We start from the raw sequence: 20,081 nt of genomic DNA, 5'->3' as shown, positions 1-20,081 counted from the left end.
AGTCAGCAGATTTTTCGAGAATCGAACGAGGTCGTCATGAACAGCGAAGAGCAAACCCTGATTGATGGGCTATTTACCCGGTTGCAGCAGGCGCAGAGAGAGGCGGCCCCGCGAGACGCTCAAGCACAGACGCTGATCAACGAACACATTGCGCGCCAGCCTTCGGCGCCTTACTTCATGACCCAGGCGATTCTGGTGCAAGAAGCGGCCATCAAGCAGCTTGACCAGCAGAATAAACAGCTGCAAGCCGAGCTGGAACAAGCCCGCGCTGCAGCCGCGCCGGCACCTGCTGCGACCGGTGGCAGCTTCTTGTCGAGCATGTTCGGTGGCGGCAACCGCGCGCCTGCCCCGGCCCCTGCACAACCATTCAACACTGCGCCAAGCTCGGGCGGCTGGCGCGATGGTCCATCCGCACCCGCGCCAGCGCCAGCGTACGCAGCGCCACAAGCGGCGGCTCCTGCGGCGGCGGGCAGCGGCTTTCTCGGCGGCGCCTTAAAAACGGCAGCCGGTGTGGCCGGTGGCGTGATGCTGGCACAAGGCATCAGCAGCCTGTTTAGCCATCATCAACAGCCACAAGTGGTTGAGGAAATCATCGAAGAGCCGACGCCCACCAGTAACAATGGCTGGGGCAATGACAACCAGCAATTTGCCAGCAACGACCGGTCTGGCATTGAAGACGTCGGCTATGACGACGACAACAGCTTCTTCTCTGACGACGACTCCTTCGTCTAATCCCTCATCGCCTGGCGTGTGATGGCACGCTGGGCGGTTTATCCGCGCAAATCCTCGGCAGACTGGCATACTGCGGCCTTGTTTTTCAGCTACGTGCCCGCTTGCCTGGGCATCTTGAGGTTTGCCGGTGAAAAAAATTGCGGTCTTCGCGGATGTGCAGAACCTCTATTACACGGTTCGCCAGGCCTATGGCTGCCATTTCAATTACGCCGCTTTGTGGGCTGACATCAGTCAGCGCGGGGAAATTGTCGAGGCCTACGCCTATGCGATTGATCGGGGCGATAGCAAACAGCAGCAGTTTCAGCAGATCCTGCGCAACCTCGGTTTTACTGTAAAACTCAAACCCTATATCCAGCGCAGCGATGGCTCCGCCAAAGGCGACTGGGACGTGGGCATCACCATCGACATCATGGATTCGGCCGCCAACGTGGACGAAGTGGTGTTGGCCTCAGGTGACGGTGACTTTGACCTGCTGCTTGAACGCATTGCCAACAAGCACGGGGTTGAAACCGTGGCCTACGGTGTGCCCGGCCTGACGGCCAACTCATTGATTCGCGCAGCCACTCGCTACGTGCCAATCGAAGGCAGTTTGTTGCTGAAGTAACCCCTACTTTTTACAGGATTGATCAGGTTTGGAACGCATCGCGGTAATTGACTTTGAAACCACCGGACTCTCGCCGAGCAGCAGCTGCCGAGCCACAGAAATTGCGGTGGTGATCCTTGAGCAGGGGCGCATCGTCGAGCGTTATCAAAGCCTTATGAACGCAGGCGTGCGGGTGCCGGGGTTTATTGAACAACTGACCGGCATCAGCAACGCCATGCTGCGCTCCGCGCCGCCTGCGGAGCAGGTGATGAACGAGGTCAACGAATTCGTGGGCATCACCCCGCTGGTGGCGCATAACGCATCCTTTGACCAAAAGTTCTGGGATTACGAGATGGGCCGCATCAAACGCACCCGTTTGCAGAACTTTGCCTGCTCGTTGTTGCTGGCGCGACGTCTGATGCCCGCTGCGCCGAACCATAAACTCGGCACCCTCACCACCTTTGCCGATTTGCCCCATACAGGTCAGGCTCACCGGGCCATGGCCGATGCTGAAATGGCGGCCAACCTGACGGCCTATCTGGCCCTGCAACTGCGACAAAAACACGGTTTGAAAGAGCTCAATCACGACCTGCTATGCAGCTTGCAAAAAGTCCCTGCGGCCAAAATCAACGACCATCTGAAGCGCTATCGCGGTTTTTAAACGTTTACCCTCACCCACAACGCTCTCCCAGAAGGAGAGGGCCAGGGTGAGAGGCTTTTGAACTTCAGCCGCGTACCCAAAGTGTACGGTCACTTTTGGTGCATTCTGTTACTTATTATTTCGCTACCTTTTGTCTAGTATCTCCAGTCCCCTGCCTTTGCCTTCCGAGCTGCCTCCATGTCTGCCGCACGTCGTTTCCCGTTGCAACTGATCGGTGCTTTTTTTGCGTTGTATGTGATTTGGGGCTCGACCTATCTGGTGATCCGCATTGGCATTGAATCGTGGCCGCCGCTGATGATGGCCGGGGTGCGGTTTCTCGTGGCAGGTATTTTGATGTACGGCTTTATGCGCTGGCGTGGGGCACCTGCACCGACGCCGGTGCAGTGGCGTTCGGCAGCCATGATCGGTTTTCTGTTGCTGGCCTGCGGTAATGGCGGCGTGACCCTGGCCGAGCACTCGGGTGTGGCGTCGGGCGTGGCTGCGCTGGCCGTTGCCACTGTGCCGTTGTTTACCTTGTTGTTTGGCTACTTCTGGGGCGCGCGCAATACCCGACTGGAATGGGCCGGAATTGTCCTCGGCCTGATCGGCATTGGCATGCTCAACCTTGGTTCAAACCTGCAAGCCAGCCCGCTGGGCGCTGCGATGATTCTGTTTGCCGCTGCGGCCTGGGCCTTTGGTTCGGTGTGGAGCCGCCACTTACCGTTGCCCGCCGGGCCAATGGCCAGCGCTGCTGAAATGCTCTGTGCTGGCGTGATGCTGCTGCTGGGCAGCTTTATAAGTGGCGAGCGCATGACCCACATGCCCACCGCTGCCGGCTGGGGGGCGCTGCTTTATCTGGTGTTCTTCGGCTCGATCATCGCTTTCAGCGCCTATATGTACCTGCTCAAAAACGTACGTCCAGCCGCGGCCACCAGCTATGCCTACGTCAATCCGGCCGTGGCCGTGATGTTGGGCATCGCTTTTGCGGGCGAGACCATTGGCGTTGAAGAGTGCGCGGCAATGGCTGTCATCATCAGCGCCGTGGTGTTGATCGGGTTGCCGCAGTGGCGCAAGCAGAAAATCGATTGAATTAGGGTAAACTGCGCGCCATTGCAACGTATGCACACCCGTGCTGACCTTTTTCGACGGTATTCCCATGACATTCGCCACACTTGGCCTGATCGAACCCTTGCTGCGCGCCCTTGAGACGCTCGGCTACAAGACCCCAACCCCGGTTCAGGCCCAAGCGATTCCCGCAGTGCTGGCTGGCCGCGACCTGATGGCGGCGGCCCAGACCGGCACCGGCAAAACCGGCGGCTTTGCCCTGCCGTTGCTGCAATCGCTGACCATGGAAGGCCCGACAGTTGCCAGCAACTCGGTGCGTGCTCTGGTTCTGGTGCCGACCCGCGAGTTGGCCGAACAGGTCCACGAGAGCATCCGCCAGTACGCCGAGCACCTGCCGTTGAGCACTTATGCGGTATACGGCGGCGTCAGCATCAACCCGCAAATGATGAAAATGCGCAAAGGTGTTGATGTGCTGGTCGCCACGCCAGGCCGCTTGCTTGATCTGTATCGCCAGAAGGCAATCAAGTTCAACCAACTGCAAACCCTGATTCTGGATGAAGCTGACCGCATGCTCGACCTCGGTTTTTCCGAAGAGCTGCGCGATATTTATCGTGCATTGCCGAAAAAACGCCAGACCCTGCTGTTTTCGGCCACGTTCTCTGACGCGATCCGCCTGTTGGCCGAGCAGATGCTCGATAACCCGCTGAGCATAGAAGTCAGCCCGCGCAACGTGGCGGCCAGTAGCGTCAAGCAATGGGTCATCCCGGTCGACAAAAAGCGCAAGCCAGAGCTGTTTCTGCACTTGTTGCGCACCCAGCACTGGAAGCAGGTCCTGGTATTCGCCAAAACCCGTAACGGTGTGGATGAGTTAGTCGGCAAGCTGCAAGCTCTGGGCATCAACGCTGACGGCATTCATGGCGACAAGCCGCAAGCTACGCGCCAACGTGCACTGGATCGTTTCAAGGCCAGCGAGGTGCAGATTCTGGTCGCCACCGACGTCGCGGCGCGCGGGCTGGACATTGAAGACCTGCCGCTGGTGGTCAACTTCGATTTGCCAATCGTGGCGGAAGACTACATTCACCGCATTGGCCGTACCGGTCGTGCAGGTCAGAAAGGCGAAGCCATTTCGCTGGTCTGTGCCGATGAAGTGAACATGCTGTCGGCGATTGAGATGCTCACGCGTCAGACCTTGCCGCGCCACGAAGAGCAAGACTTCGAACCCGAGCACCGCGTGCCGGAGACCGACGCATCGGGTCAGGTGATCAAAAAGCCGAAGAAACCAAAAAAGCCTAAAACTTCAGGCGGTGGCGGCAAGCGCAACCTCGGCAAGTGGGTGGACAGCGGCGAAGCGGCCCCGGCAGAGCCATCGGTCAAACCGGTGCGCAAAGTACCGGTCTTCAACACCGGACCGCGCAAGCGCAAGCCTTAACGCGAATCCTTCAAAAGTGGGAGCGGGCAAGCCCGCACCCACAATGGGGTCTGCGTTGTGCGCTAAGCCAACTCAAAACCCCCAGCCCCGCCGCGCGCCCGCTGGCAAAACAGCCGGTGAGTAAATAGCCGCCGGTGGGGGCTTCCCAATCCAGCATCTCGCCCGCGCAGAACACACCCGGTAACGCTTTGAGCATCAGGTTTTCATCCATCGCCTCAAACCGTACGCCGCCCGCGCTGCTGATGGCTTCGTCCAGGGGACGCGCTCGGGTCAGTGTCAGGGGCAACGCTTTAATCGCTTTGGCCAGTCGCGCCGGATCGTTGAAGTCGTCTGCCATGGCCAGTTCGCGCAACAACGCCGCTTTCACCCCGTCCAGACCCAGTTGGCTGTGCAAATGTTTGCTCATGGAGCGTGAACCGCGCGGCTTGGCCAACGCCGCGGCGACTTTATCCACAGCCTTGTTCGGTAACAGATCGATCAGAATCGTGGCTGCGCCGTGTTGGTTGATCGTTTCGCGAATCGCTGCAGACCAGGCATATATCAAGCTGCCTTCGATGCCGCTGGCGGTGATCACACACTCGCCCAAGCGTGGCGTGCTGTGCTCAAGCGCGATGGCGATGTTCTTGAGCGGTGCTCCCGCGAATTTGCTGCGCAGCACCTCGCTCCAGCCCGCGACATCAAACCCGCAATTGCTCGGTTGCAACGGCGCCAGTTCGACCCCGCGCTCTGCCAGCCATGGCATCCACGCGCCATCAGACCCCAAGCGCGCCCAACTGCCGCCGCCCAACGCCAACAACACCGCCTGTGGCTTGAGCTGCTTTTCGCCTTCGGGGCTGTCGATGCGCAACTGACCCTGCGCGTTCCAACCCAACCAGCGATGGCGGGTGTGGATAACGACACCCGATTCGCGCAAACGCTTAAGCCAGGCGCGTAGCAAAGGGGCGGCTTTCATGTCGCTGGGGAACACCCGGCCAGAACTGCCGACAAAGGTTTCGATACCCAGCTCATGAATCCACTGGCACAAAGCGTCGGCATCAAAAGCCCGCAGCAGCGGTGCCATGTTCGGCGAACGTTCGGCGTAGCGTGACAAAAATGCCGGGTATGCCTCGGAGTGGGTGATGTTCATGCCGCCGACGCCGGCCAGCAAAAACTTGCGCCCCACCGACGGCATGCCGTCATACAGATCAACCTGTACACCCGCCTGGCTCAGCACTTCGGCGGCCATCAAACCGGCGGGGCCACCGCCCATTATGGCGACGTGAGGGGAAGGGGGCGTGGGTTGAGTCATGGCTAGGCTGCAAATCGGCGAAATAAGTCGCGCATTCTACCTGAGTGAACGCTCGGCAGCTCCCACGGAAATTTGTGTTGTACGAAAAACGTACAGCTTCTTGCAGGCCTTGTGCTCTGTGGCTTACAGGGGCTTTCGCTCAGGTTATCCACAGGCAGTTCCACAGGCATTGTGGGTAAAAAGCTCACGCTTCAGTGACAACCTGATGACACCCAGACCTTTTGCGCGCTGTGGTGCAAGATCCCATGCCGACGTGCCAAAGCCTTGCGGTCTTTGCTGTAGCCGCCGCCAATTACCCCGACTACCGGTATATCGCGACCCAGACAATGCCGCATCACGTTTTCGTCCCGCGCGGCGACACCCGCGTCGGTCAGCTTTAAATAGCCGAGTGCGTCGTCTTTATGCACATCGACCCCGGCGTCGTATAGCACTAGGTCCGGTTGATACAGCGGCAACAGATAATTCAGTGCCTCGTCGACGACCTGCAAATACTCGGCATCTCCCATGCCCATGGGCAGGCCTATGTCCCAGTCGCTTTGCGCTTTGCGCGCCGGAAAATTCTTTTCGCAGTGCAGGGAGACGGTAATCGCGTCCGGCGTATGCTCAAGAATCCGCGCGGTGCCATCACCTTGATGCACATCGCAGTCGAAAATCAGCACGCGGTTCACCTGGCCAGTTTCCAGCAAGTAGCGGCTGATCACGGCCAGATCGTTGAAGATGCAAAAGCCGGCCGGGTGGTCGTAGTGCGCGTGATGGGTGCCACCGGCCAAGTGGCAGGCCAGCCCATGTTTCAGCGCCTGCTCGGCAGCGAGCAATGAGCCGCCCACTGCGCGAATGGTCCGTCGCGCAAGGGCTTCGCTCCAGGGCAGGCCCAAACGACGTTGATCTTCACGGGCCAGTTCGCCTGCCATGTAGCGCTCGATATAGGCACGATCATGGGCCAGCGCAAGGATATCCACAGGGCACAGTTGCGGGCGCAACAAGTCGGCGTCACGGGTCAGCCCGGTCTCGACCAGGTGATCGCGCAACAGGCGAAACTTGTCCATCGGGAAGCGATGCTCCGGCGGGAACTCCGGGCTGTAGTCTTCGTGGTAAATCAGCGGTACTGGCATAGGGATTTAACGTAGGAGCGAGCGCTGGATATTAACAGCGCTGTACACTGCTCGACATGCCAAAAAGTCCGATCACCGATGGAGAGGCCTGATGGATCAGATTCAAGAGCTGGAAAGCCCCCGGTTACGCATGCGTCCTTGGCGCGACACCGATTTTCCAGCGTTCGCGGCCATGTGCGCCGACCCGCAGGTGATGCGTTATTTTCCTGCGCTCTTGAGCCGTCTTGAAAGCGCTGCATTGATTGGCCGGGTTCGTGGCCATTTTGCAGAATACGGCTACGGGATGTGGGCGCTGGAACGTAAGGACACTGGCGCTTTTATTGGCTTTACCGGGCTGATGAATGTCAGTTTTGCCGCTGCATTCACCCCGGCGGTTGAAATAGGCTGGCGACTGGCCCCAGAACATTGGGGGCTTGGATACGCCAGTGAAGCGGCCTGGGCGGCGCTGCGCTGTGCGTTCGATCGCTTGGCGCAGGACCAGGTGGTGTCGTTTACCAGCCAGTCGAATCTGCCTTCGCAAAAGGTCATGCAAGCGATCGGCATGCATCGAGACCTGGAAGGCGATTTTGAACATCCCGGGCTGGTTGAAGGCCATCCACTAAGGCCGCATGTGCTGTACCGCATTTCGCGGGCACAGTGGCTGGAAACGTTGCACGGTTAAAGAGGCCGCTTACGAACACTTGTTTGGGGCGATGCCAAAATTTTGTTGGCCGACGTAGCAAAGATTACGACGGTATTGCTCTGTGTGAGGAGAGTCTGAATGAGCCAAGTGTTGGATGATCTGGTCAATTTGCTGACCCTGGAATCAATTGAAGAGAACCTCTTTCGTGGCAACAGTCAGGATTTGGGCTTTCGCCAGTTGTTCGGCGGTCAAGTGCTTGGGCAATCATTGTCGGCCATGAGCCAGACCGTTGAAGATGCTCGCCATGTGCACTCGATGCACGGCTATTTTTTGCGTCCGGGCGATGCCAGCCTGCCGGTGGTGTACCAGGTTGATCGGGTGCGTGACGGCGGTAGTTTCAGCACGCGCCGGGTGACCGCGATCCAGAAGGGCCAGCCGATTTTCACCAGCAGCGCCTCGTTTCAATATGACGAGGTCGGCTTTGAGCATCAAACGGCGATGCCTGATGTGGTGGGGCCGGAAAACCTGCCCTCCGAACTGGATATGATTCGCCAGAGTGCGCACCTTATTCCTGAGTCGATGCGCGAAAAACTGCTGTGCGCCAAACCCATCGAAGTGCGTCCTGTGGTGGGTGAAGATCCGTTCAACCCTGCTGTCAGCGATCCGATCAAGTACGTGTGGTTCCGCGCCGATGGCACCTTGCCCGACAACCTGGCCCTGCACAAATACCTGCTGGCCTACGCCTCGGACTTTGGCTTGTTGACCACCTCCCTGCTGCCCCATGGCAAAGGTGTGTGGCAAAAGGATATGCAGGTCGCCAGCCTGGATCACGCGCTGTGGTTCCACGGTGATCTGCGCACCGACGACTGGTTGCTTTACGCCATGGACAGTCCATGGGCCGGCAACTCTCGCGGGTTCTCCCGTGGCAGTGTCTTCAATCGCGCCGGCAAACTGGTCGCTTCGGTGACTCAGGAAGGTTTGATCCGCCATCGCAAGGACTGGGCATGACACTCAAGGACATCACTCATTGGGTATTCGACATGGATGGCACCCTGACCATCGCCGTGCATGACTTTGCCCTGATTCGCCAAGCGCTGCATATTCCGGCTGAAGACGACATTCTGACCCACCTTAACGGTTTGCCCGCTGATGAGGCGGCTGCCAAGCATGCCTGGTTACTGGAGCACGAGCGTGAGTTGGCGATGGCTTCAACGCCGGCGCCCGGTGCTGTCGAGTTGGTACGTGACCTGGCTGCCCGTGGTTATCGCTTGGGCGTATTGACCCGTAATGCCCGGGAGTTGGCCTATATCACGCTCAAGGCCATCGGATTGGATGAATGCTTTGCCCCGCAGGACGTCTTGGGCCGTGACAATGCCGCGCACAAACCAGACCCGGACGGCCTGTTGCAACTGGCACAGGCCTGGAATGTGGCCCCGGCGAACATGGTGATGGTGGGTGATTACTGCTTTGACCTGGAATGTGGCCGGGCAGCGGGCAGCAAAACTGTGCTGGTCAACGTCCCGGATAACCCGTGGCCAGAATTGACCGACTGGCACGCCAAAGATTGCCGCGAACTGCACCAGATGGTGAGCTGACACTGAGCCAACTGCAGGAGCGATCACTTACCGAACAACGCCTGCTGCCCCTCTGGCGAAGTGAACATCTGATCGCCGTTGTGCCCAACCCCAGGCACTTCAACCAAGCGCTGGTTAAGCCCTTGCAGGTGACGTTGGCTCAAGTAGTCAAAGTAGTGATGCCCGCGTATCAAGCGGTACGCGCCTTGAGCTTCGGCTTCGCAGCTTTTGTCCAATGCCGGTTGGTTGGGATCAGTGTCTTGGGCACCGAGTAAATAGGTAATGTCACGGCGCGTGTAGGCCTGCTCAAGTGAGGCGGGCTTTTGCCCTTTCGCGTAGGCAGGCAAGTCCTTAAGCCCGTATTTCCAGGTGTTGAAGCCAGGACACGTCGCCGGGTCAAAACCTGCAACCGGGCGTTGCGTATCGAAATAAGCATAGGACGAGGGGTTGGCAATCACGTAGCGCACGTTGATACCTTCGCCCTCCAGGGTTTTGTCTGCCTCAGTGGTCAAGGCGTAGCGCTGCACCACTTGGGCTCCGCCGGAATGCCCGGCAATCACCACTTCGCGCAAGTCAGGGAAACGTTTGCGCTCGCCCAGACGCTCAAGAATCTGATCCAGCGCGGCATATGAGCTCACCGGCGTCGGGCCCACGGCGGGCTCGCCTGCCATCCAGTCATTGGCGTGCCAGCGCAGCACAGTGTCAGACAGTGCATGGCGGCGGTCATCGCTCTCATTCAGAAACTGCGGCGCGATGATCAGCGTTGTGGATAACTGCCCAGCCTGAGTCGCGGCTTGCTCGGCGCTGTGCAAATAGGTCTGGGCATTGCGCAAGCGCCCGTGAATGACAATGAGCGCCCGCTGCACGTTGGGTTGTGGATGATTCCAGTCTTGGCTCAACCCAACGCTTAATTCGCCGGGGCCGATCTTCAGATGCTCGGGGCTCAGTTCTTTCATCCCGTGTTCTGCTGCCTGTAGCGCGGTGCAGGCCGCTAATAATCCCAACACTGCAATCACGCGTTTCGCCATTAGAGCCTCGTTGCCGAAAACGTGTCGCATTGGTTGATGTTGCCTCTTTCAAACCCGGTCTTGAACCAGCGCACACGTTGTTCAGATGTGCCATGGGTAAACGAGTCCGGCACGACTCGACCCTGGCTTTGCCGCTGCAAGCGGTCATCACCAATGGCGTTAGCCGCATTGAGAGCGGATTCAATGTCACCGGGTTCCAGCCAGTTCAAGCGTTTTTGTGCATTGTTCGCCCACACTCCGGCGTAACAGTCAGCTTGCAACTCTTGGCGTACCAGCAGTCCGCCATCGCCCTCCATGCGCCTGCCTTGTTGGCGTGCCATCTGCATTTTTGACGAAAGGCCCAACAGCGTCTGCACGTGATGCCCCACTTCATGGGCGATCACATAGGCTTGGGCGAACTCACCCGAGGCTCTGAAACGTTGTGCCATTTCCTGGAAAAACGACATATCCAGGTAAACCCTTTGGTCCGCGGGGCAATAGAACGGTCCGCTGGCGGACGTGGCCGTGCCGCAGGCTGAATTGACCTGGCCGCGAAACAACACCAGCGTAGGGTCTTTATAGGTGCGGCCGGACTGCTGAAAGATCTGACGCCATGTGTCTTCGGTATCGCCCAAAATCGCGCGCACAAATTCCGCTTGCTGGTCGGCCGCTGGAGGCGCATGCCCGGTTCGCTGAGTGGTCTGCTGCGCCGGTTGATCCGTGAGCTGGCTCCCGAGTTGCTCGAGGATTTGCATCGGCTCCTGCCCGGTCAACAGACCAAAGCCCACAATCACCACCACAGCCATAAGACTTAAGCCTTTGCCGCCGCCAAAGCGCATTCCACCGCCACCGCTTTGATCGCGTACGTCTTCCACGTTGTCGCTACGTCGGCCTTTTTTCCACAGCATGGAAGAATCCTCTTATAAGTCTTGTTTATAAGTGTTGCTGCTGAGCAGGCGCTGCGCCAGCCCGGCTGTCAGACGCTTATTGAATCGCGAGACAGTGTGGCAGTTAGCAGGGCGGGTTCACAGAGGCGGCCTGCACGCTGCATCGGCGTCCCGTAGGCACAAAGAGTTCAGGTTGGGGGGAGGGGGCCGTGCGTGAGCCCGTTGCTTACCTACACGGAAAGTCGCCTGGAGTCAGAGGTTTTTGCGCGCATAACACGTGGCGCCTGCAGCACTTTTTCGCAGCCTATCGTCATGATCCAAAACGCTCAACGCTGTTGAGACAATGACCGTGACCCTCTCAAGCCCCACGAAAACTTGGCCATTGGTGTTTTACTGTGTGCCATTAAAAATGATGAAGTGGTTGAATACGCGCTCAACCGCTCGTTGTCCCGGGCAAGAAGCTGCTGCTCACCCAGCGGCACGAGTGTTACCTACAAAACGTCTGCGTCGACGATGCATGACTCCCTTATTTGCCTTGGAGCTGTTACCCCCTGTGAATATCGATACCCGCATCAAATATCGCCACTTGGTGTGCTTTTTGGAAATGGCGCGCCAGGGCAGTTTGGCGCGGGCGGCGGATGTGTTGGCGGTCAGCCAGCCGGCTATGTCAAAAACCCTGAAAGAGCTTGAAGCGTTATTGACGGTCAGTCTGTTTGTGCGCAGTAAAAGCGGGGTCAGCCTGACCGAGGCCGGAGTGGCTTTCCTGCGTTATGCAACGCCTTCGGTGCAGGCGTTGCGCGAAGGGGTCAATGCGTTGCGCGGTGGCGAGTATTCAGGCGGCACGGTCCGGCTGGGGGTATTGTCCACCGTAGAAAGTCTGCTGGTGCCTGAGCTGGTGAGCCGCCTGCACGCGCGGCATTCGGCGTTGGTGGTGAGCATCGTCACGGGGCCGAGTGCGTATTTGTTGTCGCAGTTGCGTGTAGGTGACGTCGATCTGGTGGTGGGACGCATGACTGACAGCCCGGAAATTCAGGGTATGAATTTTGAACATATGTACAGCGAATCGATGACGCTGGTCGTGCGTCCGGATCATCCGTTGCTGCAAGGCCCACTCGATCGCAGCCAGCTGGAACGCTATCCGCTGGTGCTGCCGCTGGCCAACACCACCATCCGCACCTTTGCCGACAGTTTATTTGTGCAGTGTGGCATCAGTCAGTCGCGCCAACGTCTGGAAACCCTGTCGGTGACGGTGAGTCGGCGCTATGTGCTACGCAACAATGCCGTCTGGATCGCACCTCTGGATGCGGTGCGCCTTGATCTGGCCAGCGGCGAGCTGCAAGAGATCGACCTCGGCCAGCGCGAACCAGGCGGCTCGATTGGTATTTGCAGCAACGCCCACGTGCCGATGTCAGTGGCAGCCCAAGGCTGCGTTGAAGTGTTGCGTGAGTTGGGGCAAGCCTATGGCGAAGGGGTCTATCCATAACCTTTTGGTTATGTTTTAGGTCGTCCTTTTCAGTAGTGCTTGTCCTTCTGCTGTTTGAAACTGGCGCCTAGCCTTTATAAAAACAACAGGAGATCGACATGTCTGATGCAGACAGCCGGCGCTTTATCATCCGTGATCGCAACTGGCACCCTAAAGCCCTGACCCCTGACTACAAAACCTCGATTGCCCGTTCCCCGCGCCAAGCGCTGGTGAGCATCCCGCAATCGGTCAGCGAAACCAGCGGCCCTGATTTTTCTCACCTCAGATTCGGCAAGTTCGACAACGACCTGTTGCTGAACTTCAACAACGGTGGCTTGCCGGTGGGCGAGCGTATTTTGCTGTCGGGGTGCGTGTGCGATCAGTACGGCAAACCGATCCCGCACACCTTGGTCGAGATCTGGCAAGCCAACGCCGGTGGCCGTTATCGCCACAAGAATGACCGCTACCTGGCGCCGCTGGACCCCAACTTTGGTGGGGTGGGCCGCACGCTCACCGACAGCCAGGGCTATTACAGCTTCCGTACAGTCAAACCGGGCCCTTACCCGTGGCGAAACGGCCCCAATGACTGGCGCCCGGCGCATATTCACGTGTCTATCAGTGGGCCTTCGATTGCCACGCGCCTGATCACTCAGTTGTATTTCGAAGGCGATCCGTTGATTGCGATGTGCCCGATCGTCAAGTCGATTGCCAGTCCTGAGGCCGTGCAAAGCCTGATTGCGCGGTTGGACATGGGCGCTGCCAATCCGATGGATTGCCTGGCGTATCGCTTTGACATCGTGCTGCGCGGTCAGCGCAAGACTCACTTCGAAAACTGCTGAGGAGCCTCGTCATGCCTATCGAACTGCTACCGGAAACCCCATCGCAAACGGCCGGTCCTTACGTGCATATCGGGCTGGCGCTGGCCGCCGCCGGTAACCCGGCGCGCCCAGAAGAAATCTGGAGCGAGATGGCCAAGCCTGGCGCCGAGGGCGAGCACATTCTGTTGCTCGGCAATGTCTATGACGGCAATGGCCATTTGGTGCGCGACTCCTTCCTGGAGTTGTGGCAAGCCAACCATGAAGGCGTCTACGACGAAGACTTTGATAGCGAGAAAGCGTTCAACAGCTTTGGCCGTACGGCCACGACGTTTGATGCGGGCGAGTGGACACTCAACACCATCAAACCTGGCGTGGTGAAAAATGCTGCCGGCGTGCCAATGGCGCCGCACATCAACGTGTCGCTGTTTGCCCGCGGCATTAACATTCACCTGCAAACGCGTCTGTATTTCAGCGACGAGCCTGAAGCCAACGCCAAATGCCCGGTGCTCAACCTGATCGAGCAACCACAACGCCGTGAAACCCTGATCGCCCAGCGCTGCGAAGTGAATGGCAAACCGGCCTACCGGTTTGATATTTACATACAAGGTGGCAACGAAACCGTGTTCTTCGATTTCTAATGCTGCACCTGTGGGAGTCTGGCTGACCAGCTCCCACAGGCGTTTTGGCCGGCTCACTCGTACTGCGTGGCGCCTGCAATGTGCCGCCCGGCGATGTAGCCAAAGGTCAGGGCCGGCCCCAGATTTATTCCGCCTGCGGGGTAGTACCCGCCCATGATGCTGGCCATGTCGGTTCCAGCGGCATACAACCCCTTGATCGCTTGACCGGCCGTGTTCAGCACTTGTGCATGCTCGTTGGTTTTGAGCCCGGCAAAGGTGCCGAAACAGCCAGGTTCGACCTTGACTGCGTAAAACGGGCCTTTGGTGATGGGCGCCACGCAAGGGTTGGGCTGATGCAACGGGTCGCCTTGCTTGCGGTTGTATGGGGTGGAGCCGCGCCCGAATTGCGGGTCTTGGCCTGTTTGAGCATGGTGATTGTAATCGTCGACGGTCCTTCGCAAGGCAACGGCATCAATACCGCAGGCATGCGCCAGCCCTTCGAGGGTGTCTGCACTTTTCAGATAACCTGACCGGATGAACGGGCTCACAGGCATTGGAAACGGCCGTGACATTCCCAGCCCGTATCGGCGCTGGAAGGCGTGACTGCAGATCAGCCATGACGCCACCGGTTCATTGGCAGGCGCTTTTTCAACCATCGCGGTGACGTAGTCGTAATAGCCATTGGCTTCATTGACGAAGCGCTGACCATTGCTCAATACGCCAATGATCCCCGGTTTGCCACGCTCAATGATGTGCGGGAAATGCCCGATACTGCCGTCGCTGTGCGGGACGCGAGACACCGGAGCCCAGGCAACGGGCGACTGCATGTCGCTGTTGACCCAGCCACCCGCACTTTCTCCCAGTCTTAGACCATCACCGCTGGCACCCAGTGGTGGCAGGGCCAGATGCTCATGCCCGGTCGGAGTGCGCGGAAACAGCGCCTTGCGCCGTTCAATGTCATTGGCAAAGCCGCCGGCTGCCAGCACCACGGCCTTGCGCGCGCGGATCTGTATATCGCCCCGCGCAGTCTTGACCACGGCCCCGGTGACGCCCGTTGCATCCTGGGTTAACGCCGTCACCGGCGCCGATTCCCAGAGCAGCACGCCCAAGTCCTCTGCGGACTTGGCCAGTCGCGCGACCAATGCAACGCCGTTTACCAATTGCAGAGCTCGGCCGTGCAAGGCGAGGTCCATGAGGTGGCGAGTGAAACGTTTGGTCACGTGCCAGGCCGCAGGCAGCGAGCGGGTGAGATTGAGAAAGGCTGCCAGGTCAGGGCCGGCCATGATGGGCATGCCCATAAAGGAGGTTTCGCGCATCGTTTTGCGCAGACGCTTGAGCAGCTTGCCCGCCTCGCGTCCGTTGTACGGTGCAGCGATCACTGAGCGTCCCCCGGTTCCGGCTCCTGGCGTATCGCCGTGGATGTCGGCAATCGCGTTGCCATCGGCAAACTGCAAGCGGGTGTGCTGTTCGAAGAACGCCACCATGCGCGGCCCGGCCTCAAGAAAAGCATCAATCATCGCCGGCTCGTAGCGTTCGCCCAACTCATGCTTGAGGTAGGTGCGCGGCAGTTCCACGTCTTCAACAATTGCGGCACGTTTGGCCAGCGGGTTGCAGGGCACCCACGCCCAGCCGCCGGACCAGGCGGTGGCGCCACCGAATACCGGGTCTTTTTCGACCACGATGACCTTTTGCCCATGCCAGGCGGCAGTCACGGCGGCGGCCAGCCCTGCGGCTCCCGAACCGACGATCAGCACATCACAATCGAGAGTGCCGGGGTGAGAGGCAGCAGTCATTTTTGAGGCTCCGCAAGTAAAGTTGTTATTTTGGAATTGGATTCCAAAATATAAAGTCTTAGTGTTTAAACGACAACCCTTACCTTGCTTTTGAGTTCCAGATTTTGCGTTTTGAGGTTTACCTTTTAGAATTACTCACATTTTGTGAGGGCCCTGTATGGCAGGCAGTCAGATCGAACGAGTCTTCAATGTGCTCGAAAGCCTTACCCGTGAGCCCCGTGGCGTGCCGATGCAGGCGTTGGCCGAGCAGTTGAGCATCCCTAAAAGTGCGACGCACCGCTTGCTCACCGAATTGGTTCGCCTTGGCTATGTGCGGCAAAACGCCGAAAACAGTCGCTATCACCTGTCGACCAAACTGGTCGCCATGGGCTTTCAATACTTGGCCAGCAGTGGGGCTGACATCGTGCAACCGATCCTCGACCGGCTTGCTCAGGAGACCGGCGAACTGGTGCGTCTTGGGGTCGTCGATGGGGAGCGGCTGACCTGGATCGCCAAGTCTCAGGGCGCCCGTTCGGGCCTGCGTTATGACCCCGACATGGGCCGCGATGCACCGCTGTACTACACCGCTTCCGGGCATGCCTGGCTGGCGAGCATGAGCGATGCCCTTGCGCTGGCGCAGGTCGAGCGTCAAGGCATTGAAGCCCCCGATGACGTAGGCCCGAATGCCCCTCAATCCAATGCACAACTGCTGGAACTGCTGCACATCGCCCGTGAGCGCGGCTATGCCTGTGTGCAAGAAAGCTCGGCGGTCGGCACTTCGGCCATCGCGGCAGTGGTGCGCAGCCCGCTGGATCAGCACGTGATCGGTGTGCTGAGTGTGGCGGGTCCCAGTGCGCGTCTGCCGCAAGAGCGCTTGCATCAACTGGCATCGCAGTTGCTGCACTATGCGGATGAGTTGTCAGTGGCGTGTCAGGCGTCCGAGTTATTTGCGGTGTGACGAAGATTTTTAACCAGTTAGTTAAATTGTCTTGCAAGAATATGGAACTCGATTCTAAATTGTGTGAATTCTGCGATTCCACAACACTTATAACAGGATCTCTGCATTGTGAGTTCACGTCCCTTATCTCTGGCTGCCTTGACTGTGCTGGAAGTCTCGCCCGTTGAAATGGTCGAAATAGCAGCACGTACCGGCTACAGCCATGTTGGCTTGCGCTTGGAGCCAGCCACGCCTGAAGAGCATCACTTTGCGCTGGTCAGTGATGCTGATTTGCGCAGGCAAACGCAAAAGCGCCTGCGTGACACTGGCATCAAAGTGCTCGATATCGAAATTCTTCGTCTTAAGCCGCAAACCCGCGTGGCAGACTTCGAAACCATCCTGGCCTTGGGGGCTGAATGTGGCGCAACCGAATTGCTGGTCGCAGGTAACGATCCGGATGAGCAGCGCCAGGCCGATAACTTTGCTGCGCTGTGCGATTTGAGCCTGGCGTACGGCATTCATCCGCACCTCGAATTCATGCCCTGGACCGATGCACGGGATCTGTCGCAGGCGCTGCGCATTGTCGAGCGCGCCGGGCGTGAAAATGGCTGCGTGCTGGTGGATGCGTTCCATTTCAATCGTTCGGGGTCGCGTCTCGACGACCTCGCGCGCGTCGCCCCATCGCGGCTGCGGTATATGCAGTTGTGTGATGTCGCCGGGCCAAGGCCTGATGACATGCAGGAAATACTGCGTCAGGCGCGCAATGAACGGCGGTTTCCCGGAGACGGCGACTGTGACTTGCTCGGACTGCTGAAATGTATGCCCGCCGATATACCGCTTAGCCTGGAGGTGCCCTGCGTGCAGTTACAGGCTCAGGGCGTCAGCGCCGAACAGCGGGCACAATTGGCTATTGATAAAACCCGAGCGCTTTTGCGCCAGCTGTAGTGCAGGTTTAGCTCACTATCAGTTCATTGCTGCACAAGAGGTGTTCGATGACATTGCCTACGCCACTCTCGGGAGTTAACCAGCCCCTCAAGGGCATTTTGCTGATAGTGACAGCCACGGCGTTGTTCTCCAGCCACGATGCGTTGTCCAAGTACCTCAGCGGTTTGTACCCGGTAGTGATGGTGGTCTGGGCGCGTTACCTGGTTCACACGTTGCTGATGGCCGGGATTTTTCTGCCGCAATCCGGGCTTAGAGTCTTACGCAGCAAACGCCCTTTGCTCCAAGTCTTTCGGGCGATTTTTCTGTTGGGCTCTGGCCTGTTTTTTACCTTTGGCCTGTTGTTTATTCCGCTGGCTGAAAACACGGCGGTTAACTTTCTGGCGCCCTTGCTGGTCGCAGCCTTGTCCGGGCCGCTGCTGGGTGAAAAGGTCTCGCGCGGGCAGTGGCTCGCCGTGATTTGCGGGTTTATCGGCGTGGTGGTGATCATCCACCCGGGGGGCGAGTTGTTTACTCCGGCCGTGTTGTTGCCGATGGCGGCAGCGCTGTGCTTCAGTTGCTACCAAATCCTGACGCGCAAACTCAGTCTGTACGACACGCCGACCACCAGTAACTTTTTTGCGGGCCTGTTCAATGCGTTGGTAATGAGTGCGCTGGTGCCCTTCTTCTGGCAGACACCGACCCTGGTGCATGGCTTGGAAATGCTTGCGCTTGGCACCTTGGGCATGACCGCCCACCTGCTGCTGACCCAGTCTTTTCGCTTGGCAGCGCCCGCCTTGCTGGCACCTTTCAGCTACTGCCAGATTATCTTCTCCGGGATTCTGGGCTGGCTGCTGTTCCACCACACGCCCGACCCGACGACGCGAATCGGGATCGCGATTATCTGTATCAGCGGGCTGGCGGCGGCTTGGCAACAGCGCAGGCGTTCGGCAACTTAAGGCACAGCCTTTGGCGGGCACAAAAAAGGGCCAGTATTGAGGCCCTTTTTTCATGTCGCGTTTTTTATACCTGCGGGATTTTTCTCGGTGCCATGAAGTACATCCATGTCAGCGCAATGAAGTACATCGCCGGAATCATGGTGAACAGCAAGGTGTAATTGTTGTTGGTGACTGTCAGCACATAACCCACGAACTGAGTCATGAACATCCCGCCGATGGCCGCGCACATGCCGCCAAAACCAAACACCGTACCCATCATGTGTTTAGGCGTGTAGTCCATCACCATGCTCCACACGTTGGCTGTCCAGGCCTGATGCGCTCCAAGGGCCAAAGCGATGGCGCCCACGGCGACCCACAGTTGGCTGGAGCCAGCAGCCATCACCACGCCGATGATGCAGATCGCGCACAACAGCATCGACACCAGGCGCGCCTTGACTGCCGCCATGCCACGGCTGATCAGCACCGAAGACAAGATCCCGCCGCCCACGCTGCCGAAGTCGGCGGTGAGGTAAATGATGATCAGCGGGATGCCCATTTGCGTCACGCTAATGCCCAGGTTGTATTGCTGGTTCAGATAAGGCGGCAGCCAATACAGGTAGAACCAAAACACGGGAGCCGTCATCGAGTAGGACAGCGCAAAGGCCCACGTGCCGCGCATTTTCAGAATGGTGGCGAAGGACACCGGCTTTTGTTCTGGCTCCTGCTCGCTCTGGATGTACTCCAATTCCTCTTTGGTCACAGTCGGATGTTGTTCCGGGTTGTAGTATTTCAGTCCCCAGAAGACCAGCCAGAGACCGCCCAATGCTGACATGCACAAGAACGCGGCCTGCCAACCCCATACGTGCAATACCAATGGCAGCATCATGGGCGTGAACATGGCGCCCACGTTGGTCCCGGCGTTGAAGATACCGCTGGCCACAGCGCGCTCGCTGGCCGGGAACCACAGGCGCGTGGTTTTCACGCAGGCCGGGTAGTTGGCGGCTTCGGTCAGCCCGAGAATAAAACGGCAGATCATGAAGCCGACGGCGGAGGTGGCCAGGCCGTGTGCACCCGTTGCCAGGCTCCACAGTAAGACGGCGCAGAAGAACACGCGCTTGACGCCGATCCGGTCGATCAGGCGGCCTTGCAGGACGAAGCCAATCGCGTAGCCCACCTGAAACCAGAAGTTGATGTTGGCGTAGTCCATCGCCGTCCAGCTCATTTCCTTGGCCAGAATCGGTTGCATCACGCCCAGCGCAGCGCGGTCGATATAGTTCAGCGTGGTCGCGAAAAACACCAGGGCGAGCATGCCCCAGCGGGTTTTACCAATGGCCATGGCGCTGCGCATCCGGTCACCGAGACCGGCGTGCGGGGTGGCTTGGGCAGCGTTGACGCGTGCAGATTGAGAGGGGGTCATGGTTATTTACCCGTCCGTTGAAGGGGCGGGCACCACGCAAGCTGTATGGCAAAGCAGGGCTTCATATCAGTAAGTGCAAGCATGAGCGGTTACCCATTTTTGGAATTGTTATGTGGTGTTGTGCAACGTATGGAACAGATAGTACGTATTGGATGGTGGCGATTGGACAAAAAATCGTCAATTCAACAATGGGCATAGTGTTCGATAATCGCACGAAAAACTAACCGGTTCGTACATGCTGGTTGCTCAATGATAGGGTG

The 20,081-nt window shown here is 58.5% G+C and carries 20 protein-coding genes and 1 pseudogene; 15 read left to right on the top strand and 6 right to left on the bottom strand.

All coding sequences use genetic code 11. The annotated features are described in order from the left end of the window. The first annotated feature begins 36 nt into the window (after positions 1–36). The 5 genes from ACIQYF_RS12715 to ACIQYF_RS12695 all read left to right on the top strand — a co-directional run bounded on the left by ACIQYF_RS12715 (position 37) and on the right by ACIQYF_RS12695 (position 4,449). Positions 37–732 carry a DUF2076 domain-containing protein gene (locus tag ACIQYF_RS12715; protein WP_402861775.1) on the top strand — a complete coding sequence of 232 codons (696 nt, stop codon included), beginning with the start codon at positions 37–39 and terminating at the stop codon, positions 730–732. A gap of 127 nt (positions 733–859) precedes the next feature. Then, entirely contained in the window at positions 860–1,336 is a 477-nt protein-coding gene (locus tag ACIQYF_RS12710; RefSeq protein WP_402861772.1) for an NYN domain-containing protein, read from the top strand. A gap of 28 nt (positions 1,337–1,364) precedes the next feature. Continuing rightward, positions 1,365–1,976, top strand: a complete 612-nt coding sequence (locus tag ACIQYF_RS12705) for a PolC-type DNA polymerase III (protein ID WP_402861769.1) — start codon at positions 1,365–1,367, stop codon at positions 1,974–1,976. A gap of 177 nt (positions 1,977–2,153) precedes the next feature. Continuing rightward, complete coding sequence (gene yedA, locus ACIQYF_RS12700; RefSeq protein WP_402861766.1) at positions 2,154–3,044, top strand: drug/metabolite exporter YedA; 891 nt, start codon at positions 2,154–2,156, stop codon at positions 3,042–3,044. 67 nt (positions 3,045–3,111) lie between these two features. Beyond that, a complete protein-coding gene (locus ACIQYF_RS12695; protein ID WP_402861763.1) occupies positions 3,112–4,449 on the top strand; it encodes a DEAD/DEAH box helicase in 1,338 nt (445 codons plus the stop codon). Between the two features lie 10 nt (positions 4,450–4,459). Here the strand turns inward: ACIQYF_RS12695 and ACIQYF_RS12690 are convergent, their stop codons facing one another. Both ACIQYF_RS12690 and ACIQYF_RS12685 read right to left on the bottom strand, forming a co-directional pair. Beyond that, positions 4,460–5,737, bottom strand: a complete 1,278-nt coding sequence (locus ACIQYF_RS12690) for a TIGR03862 family flavoprotein (protein WP_402861760.1) — start codon at positions 5,735–5,737, stop codon at positions 4,460–4,462. 191 nt (positions 5,738–5,928) lie between these two features. Next, positions 5,929–6,849 (bottom strand): histone deacetylase, encoded by a 921-nt coding sequence (locus tag ACIQYF_RS12685; protein ID WP_402861757.1) that lies wholly within the window; start codon positions 6,847–6,849, stop codon positions 5,929–5,931. A gap of 91 nt (positions 6,850–6,940) precedes the next feature. Here ACIQYF_RS12685 and ACIQYF_RS12680 point away from each other — a divergent pair, with 91 nt between their 5' ends. From ACIQYF_RS12680 to ACIQYF_RS12670, 3 genes are all read left to right on the top strand, one after another. Further along, positions 6,941–7,510, top strand: a complete 570-nt coding sequence (locus ACIQYF_RS12680; RefSeq protein WP_402861754.1) for a GNAT family N-acetyltransferase — start codon at positions 6,941–6,943, stop codon at positions 7,508–7,510. Positions 7,511–7,609: 99 nt separating this feature from the next. Further along, positions 7,610–8,479: an acyl-CoA thioesterase domain-containing protein gene (locus ACIQYF_RS12675; RefSeq protein WP_402861751.1), complete on the top strand. Its 870-nt coding sequence runs from the start codon at positions 7,610–7,612 to the stop codon at positions 8,477–8,479. Next, on the top strand, positions 8,476–9,066 hold the full coding sequence (locus tag ACIQYF_RS12670) for an HAD family hydrolase (RefSeq protein WP_402861744.1): 591 nt from the start codon (positions 8,476–8,478) through the stop codon (positions 9,064–9,066). The genes ACIQYF_RS12675 and ACIQYF_RS12670 overlap by 4 nt, the downstream gene beginning before the upstream one ends. A 23-nt stretch (positions 9,067–9,089) precedes the next feature. On the opposite strand, the gene ACIQYF_RS12665 is transcribed toward ACIQYF_RS12670, so the two are convergent. After that, the gene (locus ACIQYF_RS12665; protein ID WP_402861741.1) at positions 9,090–10,073 is read right to left on the bottom strand and encodes an alpha/beta hydrolase; all 984 of its coding nucleotides are present in this window, start codon (positions 10,071–10,073) and stop codon (positions 9,090–9,092) included. After that, on the bottom strand, positions 10,073–10,960 hold the full coding sequence (locus tag ACIQYF_RS12660; protein ID WP_402861738.1) for a neutral zinc metallopeptidase: 888 nt from the start codon (positions 10,958–10,960) through the stop codon (positions 10,073–10,075). Before ACIQYF_RS12660 ends, ACIQYF_RS12665 begins: the two co-directional genes overlap by 1 nt. Before the next feature lie 324 nt (positions 10,961–11,284). Between ACIQYF_RS12660 and ACIQYF_RS12655 the strand changes: the two are divergent. The 4 genes and pseudogenes from ACIQYF_RS12655 to pcaG form a co-directional block, all read left to right on the top strand. Further along, positions 11,285–11,395: pseudogene (locus ACIQYF_RS12655) on the top strand (DUF1016 domain-containing protein); the annotation flags it as partial. A 97-nt stretch (positions 11,396–11,492) separates the two neighbouring features. Continuing rightward, positions 11,493–12,422, top strand: coding sequence for a pca operon transcription factor PcaQ (gene pcaQ / locus ACIQYF_RS12650; protein WP_402861959.1), 930 nt, complete (start codon positions 11,493–11,495; stop codon positions 12,420–12,422). A 98-nt stretch (positions 12,423–12,520) separates the two neighbouring features. Beyond that, positions 12,521–13,240: a protocatechuate 3,4-dioxygenase subunit beta gene (gene pcaH, locus ACIQYF_RS12645; RefSeq protein ID WP_402861735.1), complete on the top strand. Its 720-nt coding sequence runs from the start codon at positions 12,521–12,523 to the stop codon at positions 13,238–13,240. An 11-nt stretch (positions 13,241–13,251) separates the two neighbouring features. Next, positions 13,252–13,857: a protocatechuate 3,4-dioxygenase subunit alpha gene (pcaG, locus tag ACIQYF_RS12640; RefSeq protein WP_402861732.1), complete on the top strand. Its 606-nt coding sequence runs from the start codon at positions 13,252–13,254 to the stop codon at positions 13,855–13,857. Positions 13,858–13,910: 53 nt separating this feature from the next. Here pcaG and ACIQYF_RS12635 read toward each other — a convergent pair whose 3' ends face one another. After that, on the bottom strand, positions 13,911–15,629 hold the full coding sequence (locus ACIQYF_RS12635; RefSeq protein WP_402861729.1) for an FAD-dependent oxidoreductase: 1,719 nt from the start codon (positions 15,627–15,629) through the stop codon (positions 13,911–13,913). A gap of 157 nt (positions 15,630–15,786) precedes the next feature. Between ACIQYF_RS12635 and ACIQYF_RS12630 the strand changes: the two genes are divergently transcribed. The 3 genes from ACIQYF_RS12630 to ACIQYF_RS12620 all read left to right on the top strand — a co-directional run bounded on the left by ACIQYF_RS12630 (position 15,787) and on the right by ACIQYF_RS12620 (position 18,425). Continuing rightward, complete coding sequence (locus ACIQYF_RS12630; protein ID WP_402861726.1) at positions 15,787–16,566, top strand: IclR family transcriptional regulator; 780 nt, start codon at positions 15,787–15,789, stop codon at positions 16,564–16,566. Positions 16,567–16,674: 108 nt separating this feature from the next. Beyond that, entirely contained in the window at positions 16,675–17,490 is an 816-nt protein-coding gene (locus tag ACIQYF_RS12625; protein WP_402861723.1) for a sugar phosphate isomerase/epimerase family protein, read from the top strand. A 47-nt stretch (positions 17,491–17,537) separates the two neighbouring features. Further along, positions 17,538–18,425 (top strand): DMT family transporter, encoded by an 888-nt coding sequence (locus tag ACIQYF_RS12620; RefSeq protein WP_402861720.1) that lies wholly within the window; start codon positions 17,538–17,540, stop codon positions 18,423–18,425. Between the two features lie 64 nt (positions 18,426–18,489). Here the strand turns inward: ACIQYF_RS12620 and ACIQYF_RS12615 are convergent, their stop codons facing one another. Further along, positions 18,490–19,821 carry an MFS transporter gene (locus ACIQYF_RS12615; RefSeq protein WP_402861717.1) on the bottom strand — a complete coding sequence of 444 codons (1,332 nt, stop codon included), beginning with the start codon at positions 19,819–19,821 and terminating at the stop codon, positions 18,490–18,492. Positions 19,822–20,081: the final 260 nt, after the last annotated feature.

The organism is Pseudomonas sp. NPDC096917, from assembly GCF_044762555.1.
Classification (GTDB): Bacteria; Pseudomonadota; Gammaproteobacteria; order Pseudomonadales; family Pseudomonadaceae; genus Aquipseudomonas.
The sequence above is the reverse complement of the archived record's forward strand: the minus strand, read 5'-3'. Positions and strand labels throughout refer to the sequence as shown.

Coding starts and splice junctions, on each gene's coding strand:
- ACIQYF_RS12715 (WP_402861775.1), top strand. CDS start 37: ATGAACAGCGAAGAGCAAACCCTGATTGATGGGCTATTTACCCGGTTG.
- yedA (WP_402861766.1), top strand. CDS start 2,154: ATGTCTGCCGCACGTCGTTTCCCGTTGCAACTGATCGGTGCTTTTTTT.
- ACIQYF_RS12695 (WP_402861763.1), top strand. CDS start 3,112: ATGACATTCGCCACACTTGGCCTGATCGAACCCTTGCTGCGCGCCCTT.
- ACIQYF_RS12690 (WP_402861760.1), bottom strand. CDS start 5,737: ATGACTCAACCCACGCCCCCTTCCCCTCACGTCGCCATAATGGGCGGT.
- ACIQYF_RS12685 (WP_402861757.1), bottom strand. CDS start 6,849: ATGCCAGTACCGCTGATTTACCACGAAGACTACAGCCCGGAGTTCCCG.
- ACIQYF_RS12680 (WP_402861754.1), top strand. CDS start 6,941: ATGGATCAGATTCAAGAGCTGGAAAGCCCCCGGTTACGCATGCGTCCT.
- ACIQYF_RS12675 (WP_402861751.1), top strand. CDS start 7,610: ATGAGCCAAGTGTTGGATGATCTGGTCAATTTGCTGACCCTGGAATCA.
- ACIQYF_RS12670 (WP_402861744.1), top strand. CDS start 8,476: ATGACACTCAAGGACATCACTCATTGGGTATTCGACATGGATGGCACC.
- ACIQYF_RS12665 (WP_402861741.1), bottom strand. CDS start 10,073: ATGGCGAAACGCGTGATTGCAGTGTTGGGATTATTAGCGGCCTGCACC.
- ACIQYF_RS12660 (WP_402861738.1), bottom strand. CDS start 10,960: ATGCTGTGGAAAAAAGGCCGACGTAGCGACAACGTGGAAGACGTACGC.
- pcaH (WP_402861735.1), top strand. CDS start 12,521: ATGTCTGATGCAGACAGCCGGCGCTTTATCATCCGTGATCGCAACTGG.
- pcaG (WP_402861732.1), top strand. CDS start 13,252: ATGCCTATCGAACTGCTACCGGAAACCCCATCGCAAACGGCCGGTCCT.
- ACIQYF_RS12635 (WP_402861729.1), bottom strand. CDS start 15,629: ATGACTGCTGCCTCTCACCCCGGCACTCTCGATTGTGATGTGCTGATC.
- ACIQYF_RS12630 (WP_402861726.1), top strand. CDS start 15,787: ATGGCAGGCAGTCAGATCGAACGAGTCTTCAATGTGCTCGAAAGCCTT.
- ACIQYF_RS12620 (WP_402861720.1), top strand. CDS start 17,538: ATGACATTGCCTACGCCACTCTCGGGAGTTAACCAGCCCCTCAAGGGC.
- ACIQYF_RS12615 (WP_402861717.1), bottom strand. CDS start 19,821: ATGACCCCCTCTCAATCTGCACGCGTCAACGCTGCCCAAGCCACCCCG.